The sequence below is a fragment of the Pantoea sp. NGS-ED-1003 genome (genome assembly GCF_000738765.1).
GTDB lineage: Bacteria > Pseudomonadota > Gammaproteobacteria > Enterobacterales > Enterobacteriaceae > Pantoea > Pantoea septica.
Genome location: NZ_JPQA01000012.1, coordinates 70,267 through 90,716 on the forward strand (window position 1 = coordinate 70,267; position 20,450 = coordinate 90,716).

Genomic DNA, 20,450 nt, shown 5'->3' on the forward strand with positions numbered 1-20,450 from the left:
CTCCTCTGATATTGCGGTTCGGATTCAGGCTAGAAATCGCCTAACTCGCTGCGTGTTGGCAGCCCTTCGCTGTCGCCGATCACCTGAATCGCCAGCGAACCGATTCTGTTGCCGCGCTTAATCGCCTGCGGCAGCGTTTTACCTTCCAGCAGCGCGCTGATCACGCCGACGGCGAAACCGTCGCCCGCGCCGACGGTGTCCACCACGTTCTCGACGCGGATCGCCTCGACCTGGCCCTGCTCGCCCTGGGCGGTTTTATACCAGGCGCCGTCGCAGCCGGTTTTAATCACCACCGCTTTCACCCCTTTATCGAGGTAGAAATCGGCGATTGCTTCCGGCTGGCGGTAGCCGGTCAGGATATAGCCCTCTTTTTCGCCCGGCAGCACCCAGTCGGCGTACTCCGCCAGGTGGTTGAGCTGCTGGCGCATCTCCTCTTCGCTGCGCCACAGCACCGGCCGCAAATTAGGATCGAAAGAGATGGTTTTGCCGCGCGCGCGCATCTCTTTCGCGCTGTGCTTCAGCAGCGCCAGCGAGCTGGCGGAGAGCGCGGCCGCGACGCCGCTCAGATGCAGATGGCGCGCGGCGCCGAAGTAATCGCTGTTGAAATCCTCAACGGAGAGATGGCTGGCGGCGGAGCCTTTCCGGAAATATTCCACTAGCGGATCGGAGCCGTCGTCGACTTTGGATTTCAGCTGAAAACCGGTGGGGTAGCGCGCATCTTTCGTCACCTGGCGGCGATCGACGCCTTCGCTCTCCAGCACCTGGCAGATAAAGCGGCCGAAGCTATCGTCGCCGACGCGGCTGACCCAGCCGACCTTCAGACCGAGACGCGCCAGGCCGATGGCGACGTTAAGCTCCGCGCCCGCCGCGCGCTTGATAAAAGTTTCAGCGGCGGCGAGATCGCCGCTTTCACGCGCCACGAACATCGCCATCGCTTCGCCGATGGTGACGACGTCCAGCGCGCCGTTATGCAGAGTAGTCATCTTCTCTCCTTACAGAGTGCGCAGCAGCGACACGTAGCGGCGGGTTACCGCCAGCAGATCCTCGCCTTCCAGCGGGAATTCGATGCCGCGCGGCGCATTATCCGGCAGCTGGCGCAGCAGGTCGCGCCAGTCCGCTTTCGCCTCGTCCAGCGCCACCGCGCGATAGCTGTCGCCGTGCGGTTCAGCCGCCTTGACGTGAATATAACGCACGAAGCGCCCAAGCTGCGTCGCCGCCGCCTGCGCGTTCTCCTGCGTCCAGAGCCAGTTGCCCATATCGAATGTCATCGTCACCGGCAGGTTCGCCTGCTCCGCCGCCTGGAAAAAACGCAGCGAAGGCGCGAGCTTGCCGTTATCGGTTTGATCGTTTTCCACCGCCAGCTCTACCGGATAGCGCTCGGCAAGCGCGCGCAAAGCCGCGCCGTGCAGCTCGCCGTTAAATCCGCCCAGCGCCAGCTTGAGGCGCTGCGCGTTCAGCTGCTGGGCTTCTTTAAGGTAGTTCTCCAGCTGGGGATTTAACGCGCCGTCGTCACAAAACAGCGTGTCGGGTACCGAGTAGCTGGCGCGCAGCTGATGTTGCTGAATGGTCTGGGCCAGCGCGGGCAGACTGGCGAGCGTCGCATTGTCGAAGAGTTCGCGGCGGATTTCGACGCCGTCGGCGCCGGCCTGCTGGATCAGCGGCAGCAGTGCCTGCTGACCGCCCAGCGCGGCGACCTGTTGCTGTCCGTAGGCGGCGGTCACCACAATAATTTCAGCGTTCATCGTTACCCCTGGAATGCGCGTTAAGCGAAAGTTATAGGAAAAACGTTAATTGGAACCGGTTCCAAAGCAAAGAGGCAGAGGCTGAAACTATGATCGTGCTCACGAAGCGAGCACGAGAGAGGGAAAACAAGCGGGGATCAGGCGAGGGGCCGACTGGAGCCGCGCACCACCAGCTCGCCGGAGAAAACCTGTTCGGCGGCGGGCCCGGCGCTGCCGTCGATGCGGGCGATCAGCCGCTCCAGCGCCGCATAGCCGATTTGCCAGGTGGGCTGTCGCAGCGTGGTGATGCCGACGCCGGCCAGCGCGGCCCACTCCAGCTCGTCGAAGCCGAGCAGGCCGATATTTTCGCCCCAGCGCAGGCCGACGCGCTGCATCGCGCGCGCAACCTGCAGCGTCATGGCGCCGTTCGCCACCATCACCGCCGCGCGTTTTCCGCGCTGACGCCGCGTATAGTCCAGCAGCAGCGCATCCAGCGCCGCAGGCTGATGCAGCGGCACCTCGGCATTCTCATGTGCAATCTGCGGCCAGGCGGCGAGCCGCTGACGGAACGCCTGCAGGCGTTCGCGACGCGTGTTAACGCTGCCCAGCGGCTCGCTCAAAAACAGCAGCGCCTCATAGCCGTTATCAAGCAGATGCTGCGTGGCGATCTCCGTGGCTTCGGCGTTGTTCAGGCCGACGACATCGCAGGCGAAATCGGGAATTTTTCGGTCGATCAGCACCATCGGCAGCAGCGACTGCTGCAGGCGGCTCAGCGCCTCTTCGCGCATGCCAACGGCATTCACCACGACCCCTTCTACCTGATAGCTGCTCAGCAGCTGCAGATAGTGCTGCTCCAGATCCACTTCATTGTTGGTGTTGCACATCAGCAGCGTAAAGCCGCGCTCGCGGCAGGCGGCTTCGATGCCGCACATCACGTCGACGGAATAGGGATTGGTGATGTCTGCGATAATCAGTCCGATCAGCCGCGTGCGGCCGCGCTTCAGCCCGCGCGCCATCTGGCTGGGGCGATAGTCGAGCTCGGCGATCGCCTGTTCGATGCGGGCTTTTAGATCGGCGGAAAGAAGATGCTGCTCGCCGTTGAGATAGCGAGACACGCTGGTTTTACCGGTTCGCGCGCTGCGAGCAACATCGCTAATGGTGGCGCGAGGCGGTCTGTTCTTCATGTCGGTACCTGCAAAAAGAGAAACAGGCAGAGACTAGCACAGGCGCGGTCTGTCGCAAAAAGCGCGATCAGCGCGGCGCGCCCTCCAGCCAGGGCTGGCGCAACAGCTGAAGCGCTTCCAGCGGCGCGCCGTCAAGCATCTGCACCACCAGATCGGCAAGCTGATCGCCGGTTTCGCTATCCGAGGCCTGACGGATAGCGATCGCCGGCGCCTCGACGATCGCTTCGCGCGGCAAGCCTTCCCAGGCATAGAGGCGAATCGCCTTGCTGCCGTGCAGCCGGTTCGCCTGCTGCATCGCCAGCGCCGCGCCCTCCGCCAGCGCGCTGCTGTCGGCGATAATCGCCTGCAGTGACGCATCCTGCGCCAGCCAGGCGGCGGTTTGCTGATAGCCGACGCGACGCGACGGCGGCACGGCGACGATATCGACCGGCGTGACGGCGCCCATCGCGTCGAGGAAACCCTGACGGCGGTCGCGTACAAAAGTGGTGCCTTCGTCGCTGCCCAACCAGGCGATGCGCGTCACTCCCTGCTGCAGACAGGCTTCTACCGCCAGGCGCGAGCCATGGTGGTGATCGACGTCGAGCCAGGCGTAGGGCTGCGGCAGATCGCTGCGGCCGAGCGTGATAAAGCGAAAGTTTTTTTGCTGCAGGCTCAGCAGGCGTTCATCCTGCGGCAGGGTATGGGTGACGATGAGCGCATCCAGCACCCGGCTGCGCAGCAGACGCGTCAGGGGACGCGGCCCGTCATGGGGCTTATCCACCAGCAGCATCAGGTCGATCTCTCTCTGCGCCAGGCGCTGATCGAGCGTCAGCAGCATCTCGCTGAAGCGGCAGTCGCTGATGGGCGAGGTGCTGACAGGGAAAACTAAACCTACCGCATTGGCGCGGCCGGTTTTCAGACGGCGCGCGGCGGCGTTGGGGCGATAGCCGCGACGCTGCGCTTCTGCTTCCACGCGTTTACGGGTCTCCTCCGCCACATCCTCATAGCCGTTTAACGCCCGGCTAACCGTGGTAACGGACAACCCTAATTCGCTGGCAATGGCTTTTAGTGACATGCTGGACGACTCGCTGAACACGTTTTTTTCACGCTAACATAAAGTCTGTTTTGGCACTACAGGTTGCATGTCATCCACCCTGTTTTGTCGAAAAAAGCGCGTAAAAATGCCAAAAAAATCGCATTTTGGCGAAAAACGCCCCGTTTCGGGGCGTTTTCGCATCAGCCGATCGGGCTAAGCGTAATTTCTACGCGGCGGTTTTGCGCCTTGCCTGCTTCGGTGCTGTTGGTGGCAACCGGATTGTCCGGGCCCAGACCCTGGGTGCGCAGACGATCCGCCGCGACGCCCTGGGTAATCAGCGCGCCGGCGACGCTCTCGGCGCGCTGCTGCGACAGACGCATATTCAGCGCGCGCGAGCCGGTGCTGTCGGTGTAGCCCACGACGTTTACCGCGGTTTTCGGATACTCTTTCAGCACCATAGCCACGCCGGTCAGCGTATTGGCGCCCGCCGCTTTCAGGCTACTGCTGCTGGAGTCGAAGGTGACGTTATTCGGCATATTCAGCACGATGTTGTCGCCCTGACGCGTCACGCTGACGCCGGTGCCGCGCATTTTTTCGCGCAGCTTGGCTTCCTGCACATCCATGTAGTAGCCGATGCCGCCGCCAAGCGCCGCGCCGGATGCCGCGCCAATCAGCGCGCCTTTGCCGCGATCTTTCTTCGATGAGGAGAGAACGCCGACCCCGGCGCCCATCAGTGCGCCAAGGCCTGCGCCGATGCCGGATTTGCCGGCCTGGGATTCATTGGTGTATGGATTAACGGTACAACCCGACAGTACCAGACTGCCGCTCAGTAACAGGCAAAGCGAAAACGATTTTTTATACATGCTCATTCCCTAAATCAAACAAAGACATTACGTCTTTAAAGCGGCGAGATTATGCCGCTTAAAAAGAGAGAAGGGGTGAGGGAAACTCTTATTTTGTCTGGTTTGCGCGTAAAAGGTTGTCAGGATGGCAAAAACAGTCTGTCTGATGGTCGCTAATCAGCCCGCAGGCCTGCATAAAGGAGTGGCAAATTGTCGGGCCAACGAATTTAAAACCACGCTGTTTTAAGGCCTTCGACAGCGCGATAGCCTGCTGTGAGGTGGTCGGCGCCTCTTTATAGTGGGCAAAGCCATGCACAACCGGCTGGTTATCGACAAAATTCCATACGAAGCGCGCGAAATCTTCGCCTTTCGCCTCCATTGCCAGATAAGCGCGCGCGTTGCCGATAATGGCGGCGAGTTTGCCGCGATGGCGTATCAGTCCGCTGTCTTGCAGCAGGCGCGTCAGATCTTCTTCATCCATTAAGCTCACCGCCTGAGGGTCGAAGCCGTGAAAGGCATGGCGATAATGCTCTCGCTTCTTCAGTACGGTGATCCAGGAGAGCCCCGCCTGCTGACCTTCCAGACAGAGCATCTCAAACAGCGCCTGCTTTTCGTTTTGCGCAATGCCCCACTCACGATCGTGGTAGGCCAGGTAAAGCGGGTCCTGAGTGACCCAGCCGCATCGTTGCATGTTCTTTATCCTGATAAAGAGAAAATTTTGTGACGGCGCTTGATCTTACGTTTAGTCGGTTAATAGTTAAACAGCAGGCGTGATAAAACAGTTTCTTAAATAGCGCCGATCGTTCTCTTCAGCGTCGTCTGGAGTTTTTCATGTTGCAGAAAAGTCAGTGTGCCAGCCAGCGCCTTACGGCGCTGGGGCTGAGTAGTGCGTTGCTTTTTTGTTCTGCGACGCCCCTGTTTGCCTGGAGCGGCGAGACCCTGTCATCGCCGGACGATCGCCTGCGCGATCGGCCCGATTACGACACTATCCTTGCGGAAAAGATTTCCCGAAATCATCTGATCGTCGGCAGCGACGCGCAGATGAACTTTCTGGACGCGGCGCTCAATTCGTCCCCGTCCCCCTTCACGCTGCGCGCCGAGCCGGTGCCGACCGGCACGCGCTACAGCGCCGGCTGGGAGCTGCCGCTGGGCGCATCGCTGACGACCGGGCCGGTGGCGCAGTATGCGCCCGCGACCGCGCCGCTCAGCTGTCCGCAATGCGATTTCAGCCGCGACGGCGTCGCGAGCTTAGGCTGGCGGGTCGATACCCGGCTGGGCGGGATCGCGCCTTACGCGCAGCTTAGCTATAGCTATCAGCCCGGCGATAGCCTGACCGGTGAGTCGCGCGATCGTTCACCGGACGATCCGGCCGCGCGCGAAGCTGGCTGGGTCGACGTCAGCGTCGGTGCGCATATTCCCCTGAATCACAACGTTGCGGCATTCGCGGCATTTTCGCAAAACGATGCGCTAAACAGCGGCGAGCAGTTTATTTACAGCCTCGGCGTTAGCGCCAGTTTTTAACATGGGGCATAAAATGAGAAAGGGCGGGTGAGTAACGCCATATAATAAGCGCGCTAATCATAATAGTGGTAATAATATGCGCGAACAAATTTCAATCCTCGGCCGTGAATGCGCGGCTTTTTTATTTGCAACACTGTTTCTTGTGCTGATGATGTCGAGCATCTATATCGACGTAAACTGGATGAACGACGCCATGCATGAAACGTCGATTACGGAGACGCTGCAGGAAGTGATGCTCGCCTCCGTCGCGGCGATGTTCTTCTGGTCGGCGCATCGGCGTCCCGATCAGCGCGGCGCGCTGATCCTGATCGGCGGCTTCTACAGCTGCATGCTGATCCGCGAGCTGGACTTCGTATTCGACGTCGTCGAGCACGGCAGCTGGGTGTGGTTCGCGCTGGCGACCGCTGCGGCCAGTCTGGCGATGGCGCTGCGGTCGCCGCGCAGCACGCTGGACGGGCTGGTCGCCTTCGTGACGGATCGCTGCTGGCTGATGACCGTCAGCGGCATGCTGATCGTGCTGGTGTTCTCCCGCCTGTTCGGCATGCATCAGCTGTGGCAGCACCTGATGCTGGACGGCTACAACCGTGTAGTGAAAAACATCGCCGAGGAGGGCACCGAGCTGCTGGGCTACAGCATCTGCTGGCTCGCCTCGACGCGCTACCTGTGGCAAACCCGCCCGGTGCGCGTCAGGGCAGAAGCCGCTGAACCGGTTCAGACCGCTCTTTCCGCAGAGTCCGCTTCATGGTCCTCCTGACCGACGCCTTTTTTGGCGATCCAGGACGCTAAAAAAGGTACAATAAAGACTTGTGCGCCGGCGCTCTGCCGGCGCAGCGTGCAGGTCAACGTCAGGTTTCATCATGTCAGTCAAAATTCTTACTTCTACGCTTATTGGTCTGGACGCCTTCCGCCAGGATCCGCATCAGGCGCTGCAGCAGGCGGAAAACGGCACGCTGGCGGTGCTGGATAATTACGCGCCGGCGTTTTACGCCGTGACGCCCGAGCGGCTGGCGCATCTGCTGGCGCTGGAGGCAGCGGCGGCGCATCCCAGCGACGTAACGCTGGACGACAGCTTATATGATGACCTGCCAGCTTCGCTGCCGACGCCGGCGGGCAAGTTCGCAATGTATGCCGGCTGGCAGCCCGACGCCGATTTTCAGCGTCAGGCCGCTATCTGGGGCGTGGCCCTGAGCGAGCCGGTAACGCCTGCCGAGCTGGCCGCTTTCGTCGCCTACTGGCAGGCGGAAGGCCGTCTGTTCCACCATGTGCAGTGGCAGCAAAAGCTGGCGCGCAGCGTACAGATGAATCGCGCCGCCAGCGGCGGCCAGCCCAAACGCGATATTACGCAAATCAGCAATACTGATTACAACATTCCCGATGGGTTTCGAGGTGAGTAATGAAAACGCCGACCGATCTGTTCAGCCGTCTGAAAAAAATGATGCCCGCCAACGTCCAGCCGAAGTTCACCAGCGGTGAAGAGCTGCTGGCCTGGAACCAGGAGCAGGGCCGCCTGCGTTCGGAGTCCATCGTGCGTGAAAACCGCGCCATGAAAATGCAGCGCGTAATGGGCCGCTCCGGCATTCGCGAGCTGCATATGAACTGCTCGTTCGATAACTATCGCGTCGAGAATGAAGGTCAGCGCAGAGCGCTGGCGATGGCACGCCAGTATGCGGACGATTTTGAGGGCAGCATCGCCAGCTTCGTCTTTTCCGGCCGTCCCGGCACCGGCAAAAACCATCTGGCGGCGGCTATCGGCAACGATCTGATCCTGCGCGGCAAAAGCGTGCTGATCGTCACCGTTGCGGATCTGATGTCGAGTATGAAAGGCACCTTTAGCGGCGGTAGCGACATCACTGAAGAGCGACTGCTGCAGGATCTCAGCAGCGTCGATCTGCTGGTGATTGACGAGATCGGTATGCAGAGCGAGTCGCGCTACGAAAAGGTGATTATCAACCAGATCGTCGATCGTCGCTCCTCTTCGAAGCGTCCGACCGGGATGCTCTCTAACCTCGATCCCGCCGGTATGAATACCCTGCTGGGCGAGCGCGTGATGGACCGCATGCGTCTCGGTAACAGCATGTGGGTGCGCTTCGACTGGGAAAGCTACCGCAGCCGCGTGCGCGGCGACGAATATTAATTTTCTCTTCCCTGCAAGAAACCGGGCGCGACCCGGTTTTTTTACGTCTTTCCTTTGCGCCGCCCTCTGCTGTGACTTGTGTGAAACAGCGCGCAAAAGTGCCAGATAAGAGGCGTCCCGGCGCTGTTACACTGAAAGATATGTTGCCCGTCAGATGAGCGCTGTAATGAATATGGGTAAAGGCCCTGCACTACTCAGACTTAACAACCAGAAGCGCGTGATGACGCAGCTTCGTCGGTTGCGCGTAACGTCGCGTCAGGATTTAGCCCACATCTTGTCGCTCAGCAAAAATACGGTGTCGCTGATCGTCGACGAACTGCTGGAAAGGTCGCTGCTTCAGGAGCTGGGGACGATTAGCGCAGGCGCCGCCGGACGCCCGAAGATTGAGATCGCCCTGCGCCCGGAACAGTTGAAAAGCGCGGGCGTGATGGTGGAGCGCAACGCTATTTACTGGCGCGTCTGCGACTACTTTTCGCAGGTGATGGTGGAGCAAACGCGTCGCGTCGATACCGCTAACCCGAAAAAGCTGCTGGATGAGGTAGCAACCCTGTGCGGCGAACTGGCGGAGAAGCATCCGCAGCTGCTGGGCATCGGGCTGGGGTTTCCCGGCATCGTCGATCCCGAACGCGGCTGGATGCACCTTTCAACCCATCTGGGCTGGCAGGATGTCGATCTGCTGACGCCGATCAAACAAAAGGTGGATGTACCGCTGCGCGTGATGAATAACGTCAAGGCCTCGGCGCTGCTGGCGGTACAGCAGCTTGGGCTGAGAGCGGCGGGCAGCCACTTCTACCTGCGGATTGCCGAAGGCATGGGCGGCGCGCTGGTGCAGCAGGGCGAAGTGGTGACCGGCAACAGCTGGACCGCGGGCGAAGCAGGGCATCTCAGCGTGCAGCCGGATGGCCCGCGCTGTCGCTGCGGACGCCAGGGATGCGCCGAAGCGCTGCTCAGCAAACCGGCGATAGAGCAGCAGCTGGCCCAGCGCCGTCCCGGCTTAAGCTGGCAGACGCGCGACGAGGCGCCGAAGGTGGTGGATGAGGTGATGCAGCAGGCGGGCGGTTTTCTCGCTAAGGCGATGAGCCAGATTATCCTGCTGCTCAATCCGACCACGATTATTATCGACGCGCCCTGGAATGTGCACCCGATGTTTTGCGACACGGTGCGCAAACGGATCGCGTCCAGTACGCCAGCTTTTACCTTCCAGAACACCACGCTGCATTTTTTACAGACGCGTCTCGATCCGGCGGTAGGGCTGTCGCTGGCGGTGATTGAGCAGTATGAACAACGTCAGGGATGAAGAGAGCGGCTTTATCACGCCGCCGCCATTTTACATCAGGCTTTCGCCGTGATGCTGTCGGTACTCTTTTGGCGTGCTGGCATAGCTTTTCTTAAATACCGAATAAAAATATTGCAGCGAAGGGTAGCCGCACATCTGGGAAATCTCATTAATGTTCAGCGAGGAAGAGGCCAGCAGCTCGCGCGCTTTTTCCAGTTTCTCGCGGTGGATCATGGCGTGAATGGTATCGCCGGTTTCATCGCGAAAGCGCTTCTCCAGATTGGAGCGCGACAGGCCGATCGCATCCAGCACCTGTTCTACTTTGATGCCTTTACAGGCGTTGAAGCGAATGTAGTGCATGGCCTGAATCACTGCCGGATCGCGCAGCGAGCGGAAATCGGTGGAGCGGCGGGCGATCACTTTCATCGGCGGCACCAGAATGCGCTGCAGCGGCAGCAGCTGTTTGTCCAGCAGGCGATGCAGCAGTTTGGCGGCCTGATAGCCCATCTGCCGCGTGCCCTGCGCCACCGACGAGAGCGCGACGCGTGACAGATAGCGCGTCAGCTCTTCGTTGTCGATGCCGATCACGCTCAGCTTTTCCGGCACCGGAATTTTGAGATATTCGCAGGCCTGCAGCAGATGACGCGCGCGGGCGTCGGTGACCGCGATAATGCCGGTCTGCTGCGGCAGGGTTTGCAGCCAGTCGGCCAGCCGGTTCTGCGCATGCTGCCAGTTTTCCGGCGCGGTATTCATGCCCTGATAGACCACGCCCTGATAGCGTTCGCGCTGCACCAGCTGACGAAAGGCGTGTTCGCGCTCCTGCGCCCAGCGCTTGCCGCTGGAGGCGGGCAGCCCATAAAAGGCGAAGCGGTTGATACCTTTCTCTTTGAGATGAAGAAAGGCGCTCTCCACCAGCGCCGCGTTGTCGGTGGCGATATAGTGCACCGGCGGATAATCCTGCTGGCGATGGTAAGAGCCGCCGACGCCGACAATCGGTACTTCGACGTTCGCCAGCAGCTGCTCGATCGAGCTATCGTCATAGTCGGCGATTACGCCATCGCCCAGCCATTCGCGGATATAGTCGATGCGGCAGCGGAAATCCTCCTCGATAAAAATATCCCAGTCGGTCTGCGACGCCTGTAAATACTCGCCGACACCCTCTACCACCTGACGGTCGTAGACCTTATTGGCATTGAACAGCAACGTAATGCGATAGCGTTTTTCATGCATAGTGGCGCGCTCTCCTGAATCCCAGCGCAATGCATAGCACGGCCGGATGAACAGCAGAAATTGTTTGCGCCAGGTTGTGATCCCCGACGCGATTAGACCCGGCGACGCGTGGCGGTATCCATCCACACCGCCAGCAGCAGAATCGCCCCTTTGACGATGTACTGCCAGAAGGTGGGCACGTCCATCATGCTCATGCCGTTATCCAGCGAGGCCATAATAAAAGCGCCCATGACCGCGCCCGCGACCGACCCCACGCCGCCCGCCAGGCTGGTGCCGCCGATGACGCAGGCGGCGATGGCGTCCAGCTCAGCGATATTGCCCGCCGACGGCGAGCCGGCGCCGAGGCGCGAGCTGAGGATCAGCCCGGCGATCGCCACCATCACGCCGTTGATGGCGAATACCGCCAGCCTGGTGCGCGCCACGTTAATGCCCGACAGCCGCGCGGCGTCCAGATTGCCGCCGATGGCGTAGATGCGGCGGCCAAAGGCGGTGCGCGTCGCCATAAACATGCCGCCCAGCAGCAGCAACGCCAGCAGCAGCACCGGCGTCGGCACGCCGCGGTAGTCATTCAATAGCCAGATCGCGCCCAGCACCAGCACTGCGGTAAGCGCCTGACGCGCCACGGTGCCGCCGGCGGCGGACTGCGTCAGTCCGAGCTGCTGACGGCGCAGCCGCAGCCGCCACTGCCACAGCATAAACAGCGCCAGACCGGCGATGCCGAAACCGAAGCCGACGCCGTCCGAAAGATAGCTCTGCCCGATCTGCGACATGGCCGGCGTGGTCGGCGCGACCGTGGTGCCGTTGGTGATCCCCACCAGAATGCCGCGGAACGCCAGCATGCCAGCCAGCGTAACGATAAACGACGGCACTTTGCGGTAGGCGACCCACCAGCCGTTCCAGGTGCCCAGCAGCAGCCCCATCAACAGCGTCACTGCTATCGTCAGCGGCAGCGGCCAGCCGAGCCAGACGTCGAAAATCGCCGCCGCGCCGCCCAGCAGGCCCATCATCGAGCCTACCGACAGGTCGATCTCCGCCGAAATAATGACGAACACCATGCCGACCGCCAGAATGCCGGTGATCGCGGTTTGCCGCAGCAGGTTAGAGACGTTGCGCGCACTGAGCCAGGCGCCGTCGGTGGTCCAGGTGAAGAACAGGGCGATCGCCAGAATGGCGCCCAGCATCACCAGCACCTGCAGGTTGGGCAGGGAGAATTTGCCTGGCGACGGCGCGCCCGGCAGCGCGCCCTGACGACTTTCGGTTTTAAGCATAATGTTCACTCCGCAGGGCCGCTTCCATCACTTGCTCCTGAGTCAGGTTATTGTTTATCAGATCGGCTTTGATCCGTCCTTCGTGCATCACCAGCACGCGATCGCTCAGGCCCAGCACTTCAGGGAGTTCAGACGAGATAACGATCACGGCGATCCCCTGCTGCACCAGGCTGTTGATCAGCTGATAGATCTCCTGACGCGCGCCGACGTCGATGCCACGCGTCGGCTCGTCGAGGATCAGGATCTGCGGGTTCAGCAGTAAACATTTGGCGATAATTGCCTTCTGCTGGTTGCCGCCGCTCAGTCGGCCGATGGGCAGCTCCGGCGACGAGGTTTTGACCCGCAGCCGCGTGATAGCGTCATTAATGACGTGCTGCTCGCGCGTCTCGTCCAGCGGCGCGAAGCGGCGGCTGAACTGATCCAGCGCTGCGAGGGTAATATTTTTGCCGACGCCCATCAGCGGCACGATGCCATCTTTTTTGCGGTCCTCCGGCACCATGGCGATGCCCTGGGCTATCGCCTGCTGACAGTCATGAATCTGCACTTTCTTATCGTTAATCCAGATATCGCCCTGCCAGCGTCCCGGCCAGACGCCGAACAGGCACTGGACCGTTTCGGTCCGGCCGGCGCCGACCAGCCCGGCGATGCCGAGGATCTCGCCGCGCTTCAGGGTGAAGGAAACGTCGTTGACGCGGCGCACCTGCCGGTTAACCGGATGCCAGGCGGTAAGGTGCTCGACGCGCAGCACCGTGTCGCCGATGGCGTGCCGCTGATGCGGATAGAGCGCGGTCAGCTCGCGGCCCACCATCATGGTAATGATGTCATCCTCGCTGAGTCCGGCGGCTGGACGGGTGGCGATGGGCTTGCCGTCGCGAATGACGCAGATGGTGTCGGAGATCGCTTTCACCTCGTTGAGCTTGTGGGAAATGTAGATGCAGGCGATGCCGTGGTCGCGCAGGTTATTGATAATGCTCAGCAGCACTTCGGTTTCACGTTCGGTCAGCGACGAGGTCGGCTCATCAAGGATCAGCAGCCGCACCTGCTTATTCAGCGCGCGGGCGATCTCGACCAGCTGCTGCTGCCCCAGGCCCAGATCGCCGACCCGGGTGTCGGGGGAGACGTCGAGCCTGACCCGCGCCAGCAGCTGCTGGCAGCGTAGCGTCATGGTTTCGTCGTCGACAATGCCGAAGCGGCCCAGCTCCGCGCCGAGAAAGATGTTCTCCATGACCGTCAGCTGCCGCACCAGCGCCAGCTCCTGATGGATAATCACAATGCCTCTGCGTTCGGTATCGCGGATGGTCTGCGCCTGAATTTTGTCTCCGGCGAAATAAATCTCACCGTCGAATTCGCCGTGCGGATAGAGCCCGCACAGAATCTTCATCAGCGTGGATTTGCCCGAGCCGTTTTCGCCGCACAGCGACATCACTTCGCCGCTGTCCAGCCGCAGGCTGACGTTATCCAGCGCCTTCACCGCGCCGAAACGCTTGGTGATATTGTTCATTTCCAGCAGCATCGATCTCTCCTCTTCGCGGCCGCGCGCGCTCAGAGCTCGCTCTTTTTATGGAAACCGTCTTTCACCACGGTGCTGTCGATGTTTTCTTTATTGACCGGGATCGGCGTCAGCAGGCGCGAAGGCACCTCTTTCAGACCGTTATTCAGCTTGCCGTTGCTGGCGGGCGTTTTGTCGTTGCCGAGTTCGATGGCGATGTTGGCGGCTTCGGTGGCGAGCTGGGTAATGGGCTTATACACCGTCATGGTTTGCGTGCCGTTGATGATGCGTTTGATGGCGGCGAGATCGGCGTCCTGGCCGGAGATGGCGACTTTGCCCGCCAGCCCCTGCGCGCTGAGCGCCTGGATCGCACCGCCTGCGGTGGCGTCGTTGGAGGCGACGACGGCGTCGATGTGATTGCTGTTGGCGGTCAGGGCGTTTTCCATGATCTTCAGCGCGTTTTCCGGCAGCCAGGCGTCGACCCACTGGTCGCCGACGACTTTAATGCTGCCGTTGTCGATATAGGGTTTTAACACCTTCATCTGGCCGGCGCGAAACAGATGCGCGTTATTATCCACCGGCGATCCGCCCATCAGAAAATAGTTTCCTTTCGGCACCTGCTTAACAATACTTTCCGCCTGAAGTTCGCCGACTTTTTCATTATCAAACGAAATATAAAAATCGATATCCGCGTTATTTATCATACGGTCATAGGCCAGCACTTTAATGCCTTCGCGTTTCGCTTCGGCGACAACGTTGCTTAATACCTGGCCGTTATAGGGAATGATCACCAGCACGTCGACGCCGCGGTTGATCATATTTTCTATTTGCGACATTTGCGTCTCTTCATTGCCGTTGGCCGACTGCACGAACACTTTCGCGCCCTGCGATTCCGCCTGCTTAACGAAGATGTCGCGATCTTTTTGCCAGCGCTCAAGGCGCAGATCGTCAATCGCCATGCCGATCTTCACTTCTTTCGCTGCGCCAGCGTGGCTGAAGAGCGCCAGCGCGGCGCAGGCGGCTAACAGCGTAAGTTTCATTTTCATGATGTTCATCCTGTCTGTAGGTTGAGGCTGTTGTCGTTATCGCATGAGTCCAGGCGGTTGAATTGTTGACCTGGCTTTCCGGCAACATCAATTACTGATTTTTATCCGGCGATTACGTTTTTTGGTTTATTTCTGTTTTTATGAGCGGGATCGAGATTTAACGCTTTTAAGAGCAGCGGAGGGCGAATGCGCGCGGCTTGATTATTAATTTGCGAACGAGCGCACAAATATTAATTATCTCAAGTGTGGTGTGAAATATCGTAATTGAGCCGGCGGAAAAGGCGCAAGCAATATAAAGGCTCACGGCCGACTGTCCGGGTTTTCACGCTGAGGAGCGAAACATGCACGCCTATTTCGACCAGATCGAACGCGTTCGTTTTGAAGGGGTAAAGAGCACTAATCCACTGGCTTTCCGCCATTACAATCCTGACGAGGTCATCCTCGGTAAAACCATGGCTGAACATCTGCGTTTCGCCGCCTGCTACTGGCATACCTTCTGCTGGAACGGCGCGGATATGTTCGGCGTCGGCGCCTTCGACCGCCCGTGGCAAAAGAGCGGCGATGCGCTGCAGCTGGCGAAGCTGAAAGCGGACGTGGCGTTTGAGTTTTTTCACAAGCTGAACGTGCCTTACTACTGCTTTCACGACGTCGACGTCGCACCGGAAGGGGACTCGCTGCGCAGCTATCAGGAAAATTTTGCGGTGATGACCGACAAGCTGCTGGAAAAACAGCAGGAGAGCGGCGTGAAGCTGCTGTGGGGCACTGCCAACTGCTTTACCCATCCGCGCTACGGCGCCGGCGCGGCGACCAGCCCCGATCCGGAAATCTTCGCCTGGGCGGCGAGCCAGGTGTGCAGCGCCATGCAGGCGACGCAGACGCTGGGCGGCGAAAATTACGTGCTGTGGGGCGGCCGCGAAGGCTATGAAACCCTGCTGAATACCGATCTGCGTCAGGAGCGCGAGCAGATTGGCCGCTTTATGCAGATGGTGGTGGAGCATAAGCATAAAATCGGCTTTCAGGGCATGCTGCTGATCGAGCCGAAGCCTCAGGAGCCGACCAAACATCAGTATGATTATGACGTGGCGACGGTGTACGGCTTCCTGAAGCAGTTCGGGCTGGAGAAAGAGATCAAGGTTAACGTCGAGGCGAACCACGCCACGCTGGCGGGTCACTCGTTTCATCATGAGATCGCCACCGCTATTGCGCTGGGCATTTTCGGTTCGGTGGACGCCAACCGCGGCGACGTCCAGTGCGGCTGGGATACCGACCAGTTCCCGATCAGCGTCGAAGAGAACGCGCTGGTGCTCTACGAGATTATTAAAGCGGGCGGCTTCACCACCGGCGGCCTGAACTTTGACGCTAAAGTGCGTCGCCAGAGCACTGACAAATATGACCTCTTTTACGGCCATATCGGCGCGATGGATACCATGGCGCTGGCGCTGAAAGCGGCGGCGCGCATGGTGGAAGCGGGTGAACTCGATAAGCGCGTGGCGCAGCGCTACAGCGGCTGGAATGGCGAGTTCGGCCAGCAAATCCTGAAAGGGGAGTTTTCCCTTGCCTCGCTGGCGGCGCATGCTCAGCAGCAGCAGTTCAATCCGCAGCATCACAGCGGCCGCCAGGAACAGCTGGAAAACCTGGTGAACCACTATCTTTATGATTTCTGAAACAACCGGGAGTAAGGCATGTATATCGGGATCGATTTAGGCACGTCCGGTGTCAAGGTGGCGCTGCTGAATGCGCAGGGCGAGGTGGTGGCGGTCAGCAGCGCGCCGCTGCAGGTGTCGCGTCCGCACGCGCTCTGGAGCGAGCAGGATCCCGAAAGCTGGTGGCTGGCGACCGACCAGGCGATGCAGGCGCTGGCGCAGCAGCATGCGCTCGGCGAGGTGAAGGCCATCGGCCTGAGCGGTCAGATGCACGGCGCGACGCTGCTGGACAGCGAGCATCGCGTGCTGCGTCCGGCCATTTTATGGAACGACGGGCGCAGCGGCGAACAGTGCCGCGAGCTGGAGCAGCGCGTGCCCGCGTCGCGCCAGATCACCGGCAACCTGATGATGCCCGGCTTTACCGCGCCCAAACTGCTGTGGGTGCGGCAGCATGAGCCCGATATTTTTCAGCGGGTGGCGAAGGTGCTGCTGCCGAAAGACTACCTGCGCTGGCGGCTGAGCGGCGACTTCGCCAGCGATATGTCCGATGCGGCAGGCACGATGTGGCTCGACGTGGCGCGCCGCGACTGGAGCGACCTGATGCTCGACGCCTGCGGCCTGACGCGCGACCAGATGCCGCGGCTGTTCGAAGGCAATGGCGTTACCGGTTCGCTGAGCGGCGAGATCGCGGCGCGCTGGGGCATGCCGCCGGTGCCGCTGGTGGCGGGCGGCGGCGACAACGCCGCGGGCGCAGTGGGCGTCGGCATGACCGAGCCGGGGCAGGGCATGCTGTCGCTCGGCACCTCCGGCGTCTATTTCGTGGTCAGCGACGGCTACCTCAGCAATCCGCAGCGCGCGGTGCACAGCTTCTGCCATGCGCTGCCGCAGCGCTGGCATCTGATGTCGGTTATTCTCAGCGCCGCCGCCTGTCTCGACTGGGCGGCGGCGCTGACCGGCTGCGCCGACGTGCCGCAGCTGCTGGCGGAAGCGGAACGCGCCGATGAAAACGCGGCGCCGCTGTGGTTTCTGCCCTATCTCTCCGGCGAACGCACGCCGCACAACAACCCGCAGGCGACAGGCGTCTTTTTCGGCCTGACGCACCAGCACGGTCGGCCGGAGCTGGCGCGCGCGGTGCTGGAGGGCGTCGGCTACGCGCTGGCGCAGGGCATGGACGCGGTGCACGAGTGCGGCGTCGCGCCCTCCAGCATTATGCTGATCGGCGGCGGCGCGCGCAGCGCGCTGTGGCGGCAGATGCTGGCGGATATCAGCGGCCAGACGCTTGATTACTGTCAGGGCGGCGAGGTCGGTCCGGCGCTGGGCGCGGCGCGTCTGGCGCAGCTGGCGCTCGACCCGCAGACCACGCTGCCCGCGCTGACGCGGGTGCAGCGCCATCAGCCCGATGCGGCGCGCCATCAGCGCTATCAGCCGCTGCGCGACACCTTTGCCCGCCTCTACGCGCAGCTGGCGCCGCTGATGCGGTAGGCTTGTCCCGCACTGTCGCCATCTTGTCCCGATTTGGCCTTCTTCCTGCGCGTCAGGCCCGTCATGATGGGCCTGAATTCATTTCTCAGGAGGCCGAAAATGGCACAGGCAGCGCTGTTGGTAATAGACGTTCAGCACTCTTTTTTGCACCGCGACTTCTGGCAGGAAGCCGATGTTCCGGCGTTTCAGCGCAATATCAGCGCGCTGATCGAAGGCTGTCAGGCGAAAGGGATGCCGGTGGTGGACGTATTTCACGTCGCGCCGCAGGGCCCCTTCTCGCTGGCGTCCGGCTGGGTAAAGCGAATGGACTTTTTGCAGCACGAGGCGACGTTCAGCGTGCAGAAACACGTGCATAACGCGCTGACCGAATCGGGGCTGCTGCCCTGGCTGCAGGAACGCTCAATCGATACCCTGATTATTAGCGGCATCCGCACCGAGCAGTGCTGCGAAACCACCGCGCGCGTGGCGTCCGATCTCGGTTTTAAGGTACTGTTTGTCTCTGAGGCGACGCTGACCTTCCCGATGACGCACAACGGCGTCACCCTCAGCAGCGCCGAACTGATTCACCGTACCGAAACCGTACTGGTTAACCGCTTTGCCGAGGTGGTGAGCGTGGAAGCGTGCCTGGCGCGCGTTTGATCACAAGGAGTGGCGCGATGCCGCAAACCGTCCTGTTTCTTACCTTGCCTGGCGTGATGGCGCTCGACCTGACCGGACCGGCGGAAACGCTGCGGCTGGCGGGAGATCGCTTCGCGCTGCGCTATATCGGCCCGCAGGAATCGGTTGTAAGCTCCACGCAGATGACCATCGCCAACATTGAGCCGCTGCCGGAAAGTCTGCCGCCCGACTGCCTGCTGGTGGTGCCGGGCGTCTGCGACTCCGCCATCTGGTTCGCCACGGCGCAGGCGGAAGCGGCGCGACGCTGGCTGCAGCGTCAGCAGCCGCTGCTGCGCGCGCGGCAGCTCTCCTTGATCTGCGTCTGTTCCGGCGCGCTGCTGGCGGCGCAGGCCGGGTTGCTCGACGGCGTGCAGTGCACGACCCATCACGAGGTGCTCTCAAGGCTGAAAGCCGCCGCGCCCGCCGCGCTGGTAAAGGAAAACCGCGTCTTCGTCGACGACGACAATATCTGGACCAGCGCAGGCATTACCGCCGGAATCGATCTCTCGCTGCACCTGATTAACCGGCTGTGCGGCGCGCAGACGGCGCTGGAAGTGGCGCGCGAAATGGTGGTGTGGTTCCGCCGCTCCGGCGACGATCCGCAGCTGTCGCCCTGGCTGCGCTACCGCAATCATCTGCATCCGGCGATACACCGCGCGCAGGACGCGATGATCGCCCATCCCGAGCACAGCTGGTCGCTGGAGGATCTCGCCGCGCGCGTCCACGTCAGCGGCCGCCATCTGGCGCGGCTGTTTCGTCAGCATCTGGGCATCAGCGTGCGCGACTACCACGAGCAGCTGCGGCTGGGCATCGCGCGCCAGCGCCAGCAGCAGGGCGAAGGCGCGGAAAAAGCGGCGCTGGCGGCGGGGTTTTCTTCGGCGCGCCAGCTGCGGCGCGCCCGCGATCGCTGGCGCGATCAGCTTACCCAGTGACGCCTGTCGAGACGCTGCAGGCCCATCGCCAGCAGCAGGCTGCCCGCCAGCGTGACGCCGAACACCCAGGGCAGATCGAGCAGCGGCCGCGACATATCGTCATAGTGGCGGGTACGCAGAAAGTGAATAAAGAGCGCGTGAAAGCCGTAGATCGGCAGCGAGTAGCGTGAAAGCGTGCCGAGCACCGGCAGCGTGCGGGCGTTCAGGGCGTTCTTGAACAGCACCAGCAGGCTGATGGCGGCGATAAACACCAGCGGGCCGCAGTAAAGATACCAGCGGTCGTTAAAGGCGCCGTTAGCAATCAGCGCCTGTTTCGTGCCGAAGGTAATGCCGATAACGCAGGCGGCGAACAGCCCCGCCGCCAGCGGCGTCACGCCGCGCTTTGCCGTCTCCATGGTGCCGATGGCGCGCCCCAGCAGGGCATAGAGCAGATAATAGATACTGTCGCCGCTGACGTAGAGATTCACCGGCAGCCAGTGAAACGGCCCCACCGCCTGATCCACCGTGTTCGGGTTCGCCAGCACCGCCAGCACAATGACCAGCAGCGCCACATAGCGCGCCTGCACCGCTTTCACCTGAATCAGCGGCGACAGCAGATAGATGCCGATCAACGCGAAGAAAAACCACAGATGATAAAACACCGGCTTTTGCAGCATCTTCAGCAGCGATCGCCCTTCGCTGATGGGCGTCAGCCAGGTGATATAGGCCAGCGCCACCGCGCTGTAAAACAGCAGACAGAGCACCAGCCGCAGCAGATGGCGCGGCTGCGCGCTGCGTTCGCCGAAGAACAGGTAGCCGGAGATCATAAAAAAGAGCGGCACGCAGACGCGCGACGCGGAATTAAGCAGGTTGGCGATATCCCACCAGTGGCCGGTCACCGCCATCGGGCCGGTAATGTACCAGGTGGTGGTATGGATCACGATCACCATCAAACAGGCGACCGCGCGTAAATTGTCGATCCAGCAAATCTTGTGCGACATCGGGTCCTCTTGCGCATCACGATAGTGCGA

Annotated in this window: 20 protein-coding genes; 9 read left to right on the top strand and 11 right to left on the bottom strand. The window is 61.2% G+C overall.

Annotation, left to right across the window (positions count from 1 at the left end):
* Window positions 1–29 precede the first annotated feature (29 nt).
* The 6 genes from JS46_RS20940 to JS46_RS20965 form a co-directional block, all read right to left on the bottom strand.
* Window positions 30–983: a sugar kinase gene (locus JS46_RS20940; protein ID WP_033755484.1), complete on the bottom strand. Its 954-nt coding sequence runs from the start codon at window positions 981–983 to the stop codon at window positions 30–32.
* A 9-nt stretch (window positions 984–992) separates the two neighbouring features.
* The gene (locus JS46_RS20945) at window positions 993–1,742 is read right to left on the bottom strand and encodes a sugar phosphate isomerase/epimerase (protein ID WP_033755487.1); all 750 of its coding nucleotides are present in this window, start codon (window positions 1,740–1,742) and stop codon (window positions 993–995) included.
* Between the two features lie 137 nt (window positions 1,743–1,879).
* Complete coding sequence (locus JS46_RS20950) at window positions 1,880–2,905, bottom strand: LacI family DNA-binding transcriptional regulator (RefSeq protein WP_033755491.1); 1,026 nt, start codon at window positions 2,903–2,905, stop codon at window positions 1,880–1,882.
* A gap of 67 nt (window positions 2,906–2,972) precedes the next feature.
* The gene (locus tag JS46_RS20955) at window positions 2,973–3,959 is read right to left on the bottom strand and encodes a LacI family DNA-binding transcriptional regulator (protein ID WP_033755585.1); all 987 of its coding nucleotides are present in this window, start codon (window positions 3,957–3,959) and stop codon (window positions 2,973–2,975) included.
* 161 nt (window positions 3,960–4,120) lie between these two features.
* A complete protein-coding gene (locus JS46_RS20960) occupies window positions 4,121–4,783 on the bottom strand; it encodes an OmpA family lipoprotein (protein ID WP_033755493.1) in 663 nt (220 codons plus the stop codon).
* Between the two features lie 88 nt (window positions 4,784–4,871).
* Complete coding sequence (locus JS46_RS20965) at window positions 4,872–5,453, bottom strand: DNA-3-methyladenine glycosylase I (RefSeq protein WP_033755495.1); 582 nt, start codon at window positions 5,451–5,453, stop codon at window positions 4,872–4,874.
* Between the two features lie 140 nt (window positions 5,454–5,593).
* Here JS46_RS20965 and JS46_RS20970 point away from each other — a divergent pair, with 140 nt between their 5' ends.
* The 5 genes from JS46_RS20970 to JS46_RS20990 all read left to right on the top strand — a co-directional run bounded on the left by JS46_RS20970 (window position 5,594) and on the right by JS46_RS20990 (window position 9,714).
* Window positions 5,594–6,283, top strand: coding sequence for a hypothetical protein (locus JS46_RS20970; protein WP_033755496.1), 690 nt, complete (start codon window positions 5,594–5,596; stop codon window positions 6,281–6,283).
* A 76-nt stretch (window positions 6,284–6,359) separates the two neighbouring features.
* Window positions 6,360–7,037 carry a hypothetical protein gene (locus JS46_RS20975; protein WP_033755498.1) on the top strand — a complete coding sequence of 226 codons (678 nt, stop codon included), beginning with the start codon at window positions 6,360–6,362 and terminating at the stop codon, window positions 7,035–7,037.
* Window positions 7,038–7,140: 103 nt separating this feature from the next.
* A complete protein-coding gene (dnaT, locus tag JS46_RS20980; protein ID WP_033755499.1) occupies window positions 7,141–7,677 on the top strand; it encodes a primosomal protein DnaT in 537 nt (178 codons plus the stop codon).
* On the top strand, window positions 7,677–8,417 hold the full coding sequence (gene dnaC, locus JS46_RS20985) for a DNA replication protein DnaC (RefSeq protein ID WP_033755501.1): 741 nt from the start codon (window positions 7,677–7,679) through the stop codon (window positions 8,415–8,417). Before dnaT ends, dnaC begins: the two co-directional genes overlap by 1 nt.
* Window positions 8,418–8,637: 220 nt before the next feature.
* Window positions 8,638–9,714: an ROK family protein gene (locus tag JS46_RS20990; RefSeq protein WP_235213025.1), complete on the top strand. Its 1,077-nt coding sequence runs from the start codon at window positions 8,638–8,640 to the stop codon at window positions 9,712–9,714.
* 30 nt (window positions 9,715–9,744) lie between these two features.
* Here JS46_RS20990 and xylR read toward each other — a convergent pair whose 3' ends face one another.
* The 4 genes from xylR to xylF all read right to left on the bottom strand — a co-directional run bounded on the left by xylR (window position 9,745) and on the right by xylF (window position 14,726).
* Window positions 9,745–10,923 (bottom strand): D-xylose utilization transcriptional activator XylR, encoded by a 1,179-nt coding sequence (xylR, locus tag JS46_RS20995; RefSeq protein WP_033755507.1) that lies wholly within the window; start codon window positions 10,921–10,923, stop codon window positions 9,745–9,747.
* A gap of 92 nt (window positions 10,924–11,015) precedes the next feature.
* Window positions 11,016–12,191, bottom strand: coding sequence for a xylose ABC transporter permease XylH (xylH, locus tag JS46_RS21000; protein ID WP_033755509.1), 1,176 nt, complete (start codon window positions 12,189–12,191; stop codon window positions 11,016–11,018).
* The gene (locus tag JS46_RS21005) at window positions 12,184–13,704 is read right to left on the bottom strand and encodes a xylose ABC transporter ATP-binding protein (protein WP_033755512.1); all 1,521 of its coding nucleotides are present in this window, start codon (window positions 13,702–13,704) and stop codon (window positions 12,184–12,186) included. Before JS46_RS21005 ends, xylH begins: the two co-directional genes overlap by 8 nt.
* 29 nt (window positions 13,705–13,733) lie before the next feature.
* Window positions 13,734–14,726, bottom strand: coding sequence for a D-xylose ABC transporter substrate-binding protein (xylF, locus tag JS46_RS21010; RefSeq protein WP_033755515.1), 993 nt, complete (start codon window positions 14,724–14,726; stop codon window positions 13,734–13,736).
* Window positions 14,727–15,067: 341 nt separating this feature from the next.
* On the opposite strand from xylF, the gene xylA reads away from it, so the two are divergent.
* The 4 genes from xylA (at window position 15,068) to JS46_RS21030 (ending at window position 19,440) form a co-directional block, all read left to right on the top strand.
* Entirely contained in the window at window positions 15,068–16,390 is a 1,323-nt protein-coding gene (xylA, locus tag JS46_RS21015) for a xylose isomerase (protein ID WP_033755517.1), read from the top strand.
* A gap of 18 nt (window positions 16,391–16,408) precedes the next feature.
* On the top strand, window positions 16,409–17,851 hold the full coding sequence (gene xylB, locus JS46_RS21020) for a xylulokinase (RefSeq protein WP_033755519.1): 1,443 nt from the start codon (window positions 16,409–16,411) through the stop codon (window positions 17,849–17,851).
* A gap of 99 nt (window positions 17,852–17,950) precedes the next feature.
* Window positions 17,951–18,490, top strand: a complete 540-nt coding sequence (locus tag JS46_RS21025) for an isochorismatase family protein (RefSeq protein WP_033755522.1) — start codon at window positions 17,951–17,953, stop codon at window positions 18,488–18,490.
* Window positions 18,491–18,507: 17 nt separating this feature from the next.
* Entirely contained in the window at window positions 18,508–19,440 is a 933-nt protein-coding gene (locus JS46_RS21030; protein ID WP_033755524.1) for a GlxA family transcriptional regulator, read from the top strand.
* Here the strand turns inward: JS46_RS21030 and JS46_RS21035 are convergent.
* Entirely contained in the window at window positions 19,425–20,420 is a 996-nt protein-coding gene (locus JS46_RS21035; RefSeq protein ID WP_033755526.1) for an acyltransferase, read from the bottom strand. The two genes, JS46_RS21030 and JS46_RS21035, sit on opposite strands and share 16 nt — an antisense overlap.
* Between the last annotated feature and the right edge of the window lie 30 nt (window positions 20,421–20,450).

Excerpts from the sequence above, each read along its gene's own strand:
- JS46_RS20975 (WP_033755498.1), top strand. The coding sequence starts at position 6,360 with ATGCGCGAACAAATTTCAATCCTCGGCCGTGAATGCGCGGCTTTTTTA.
- JS46_RS20965 (WP_033755495.1), bottom strand. The coding sequence starts at position 5,453 with ATGCAACGATGCGGCTGGGTCACTCAGGACCCGCTTTACCTGGCCTAC.
- JS46_RS20950 (WP_033755491.1), bottom strand. The coding sequence starts at position 2,905 with ATGAAGAACAGACCGCCTCGCGCCACCATTAGCGATGTTGCTCGCAGC.
- JS46_RS20945 (WP_033755487.1), bottom strand. The coding sequence starts at position 1,742 with ATGAACGCTGAAATTATTGTGGTGACCGCCGCCTACGGACAGCAACAG.
- JS46_RS20990 (WP_235213025.1), top strand. The coding sequence starts at position 8,638 with ATGACGCAGCTTCGTCGGTTGCGCGTAACGTCGCGTCAGGATTTAGCC.
- JS46_RS21030 (WP_033755524.1), top strand. The coding sequence starts at position 18,508 with ATGCCGCAAACCGTCCTGTTTCTTACCTTGCCTGGCGTGATGGCGCTC.
- xylR (WP_033755507.1), bottom strand. The coding sequence starts at position 10,923 with ATGCATGAAAAACGCTATCGCATTACGTTGCTGTTCAATGCCAATAAG.
- JS46_RS20955 (WP_033755585.1), bottom strand. The coding sequence starts at position 3,959 with ATGTCACTAAAAGCCATTGCCAGCGAATTAGGGTTGTCCGTTACCACG.
- xylF (WP_033755515.1), bottom strand. The coding sequence starts at position 14,726 with ATGAAAATGAAACTTACGCTGTTAGCCGCCTGCGCCGCGCTGGCGCTC.
- JS46_RS21035 (WP_033755526.1), bottom strand. The coding sequence starts at position 20,420 with ATGTCGCACAAGATTTGCTGGATCGACAATTTACGCGCGGTCGCCTGT.
- JS46_RS20940 (WP_033755484.1), bottom strand. The coding sequence starts at position 983 with ATGACTACTCTGCATAACGGCGCGCTGGACGTCGTCACCATCGGCGAA.
- dnaT (WP_033755499.1), top strand. The coding sequence starts at position 7,141 with ATGTCAGTCAAAATTCTTACTTCTACGCTTATTGGTCTGGACGCCTTC.
- JS46_RS20960 (WP_033755493.1), bottom strand. The coding sequence starts at position 4,783 with ATGTATAAAAAATCGTTTTCGCTTTGCCTGTTACTGAGCGGCAGTCTG.
- xylA (WP_033755517.1), top strand. The coding sequence starts at position 15,068 with ATGCACGCCTATTTCGACCAGATCGAACGCGTTCGTTTTGAAGGGGTA.
- xylH (WP_033755509.1), bottom strand. The coding sequence starts at position 12,191 with ATGCTTAAAACCGAAAGTCGTCAGGGCGCGCTGCCGGGCGCGCCGTCG.
- JS46_RS21025 (WP_033755522.1), top strand. The coding sequence starts at position 17,951 with ATGGCACAGGCAGCGCTGTTGGTAATAGACGTTCAGCACTCTTTTTTG.
- JS46_RS20970 (WP_033755496.1), top strand. The coding sequence starts at position 5,594 with ATGTTGCAGAAAAGTCAGTGTGCCAGCCAGCGCCTTACGGCGCTGGGG.
- xylB (WP_033755519.1), top strand. The coding sequence starts at position 16,409 with ATGTATATCGGGATCGATTTAGGCACGTCCGGTGTCAAGGTGGCGCTG.
- JS46_RS21005 (WP_033755512.1), bottom strand. The coding sequence starts at position 13,704 with ATGCTGCTGGAAATGAACAATATCACCAAGCGTTTCGGCGCGGTGAAG.
- dnaC (WP_033755501.1), top strand. The coding sequence starts at position 7,677 with ATGAAAACGCCGACCGATCTGTTCAGCCGTCTGAAAAAAATGATGCCC.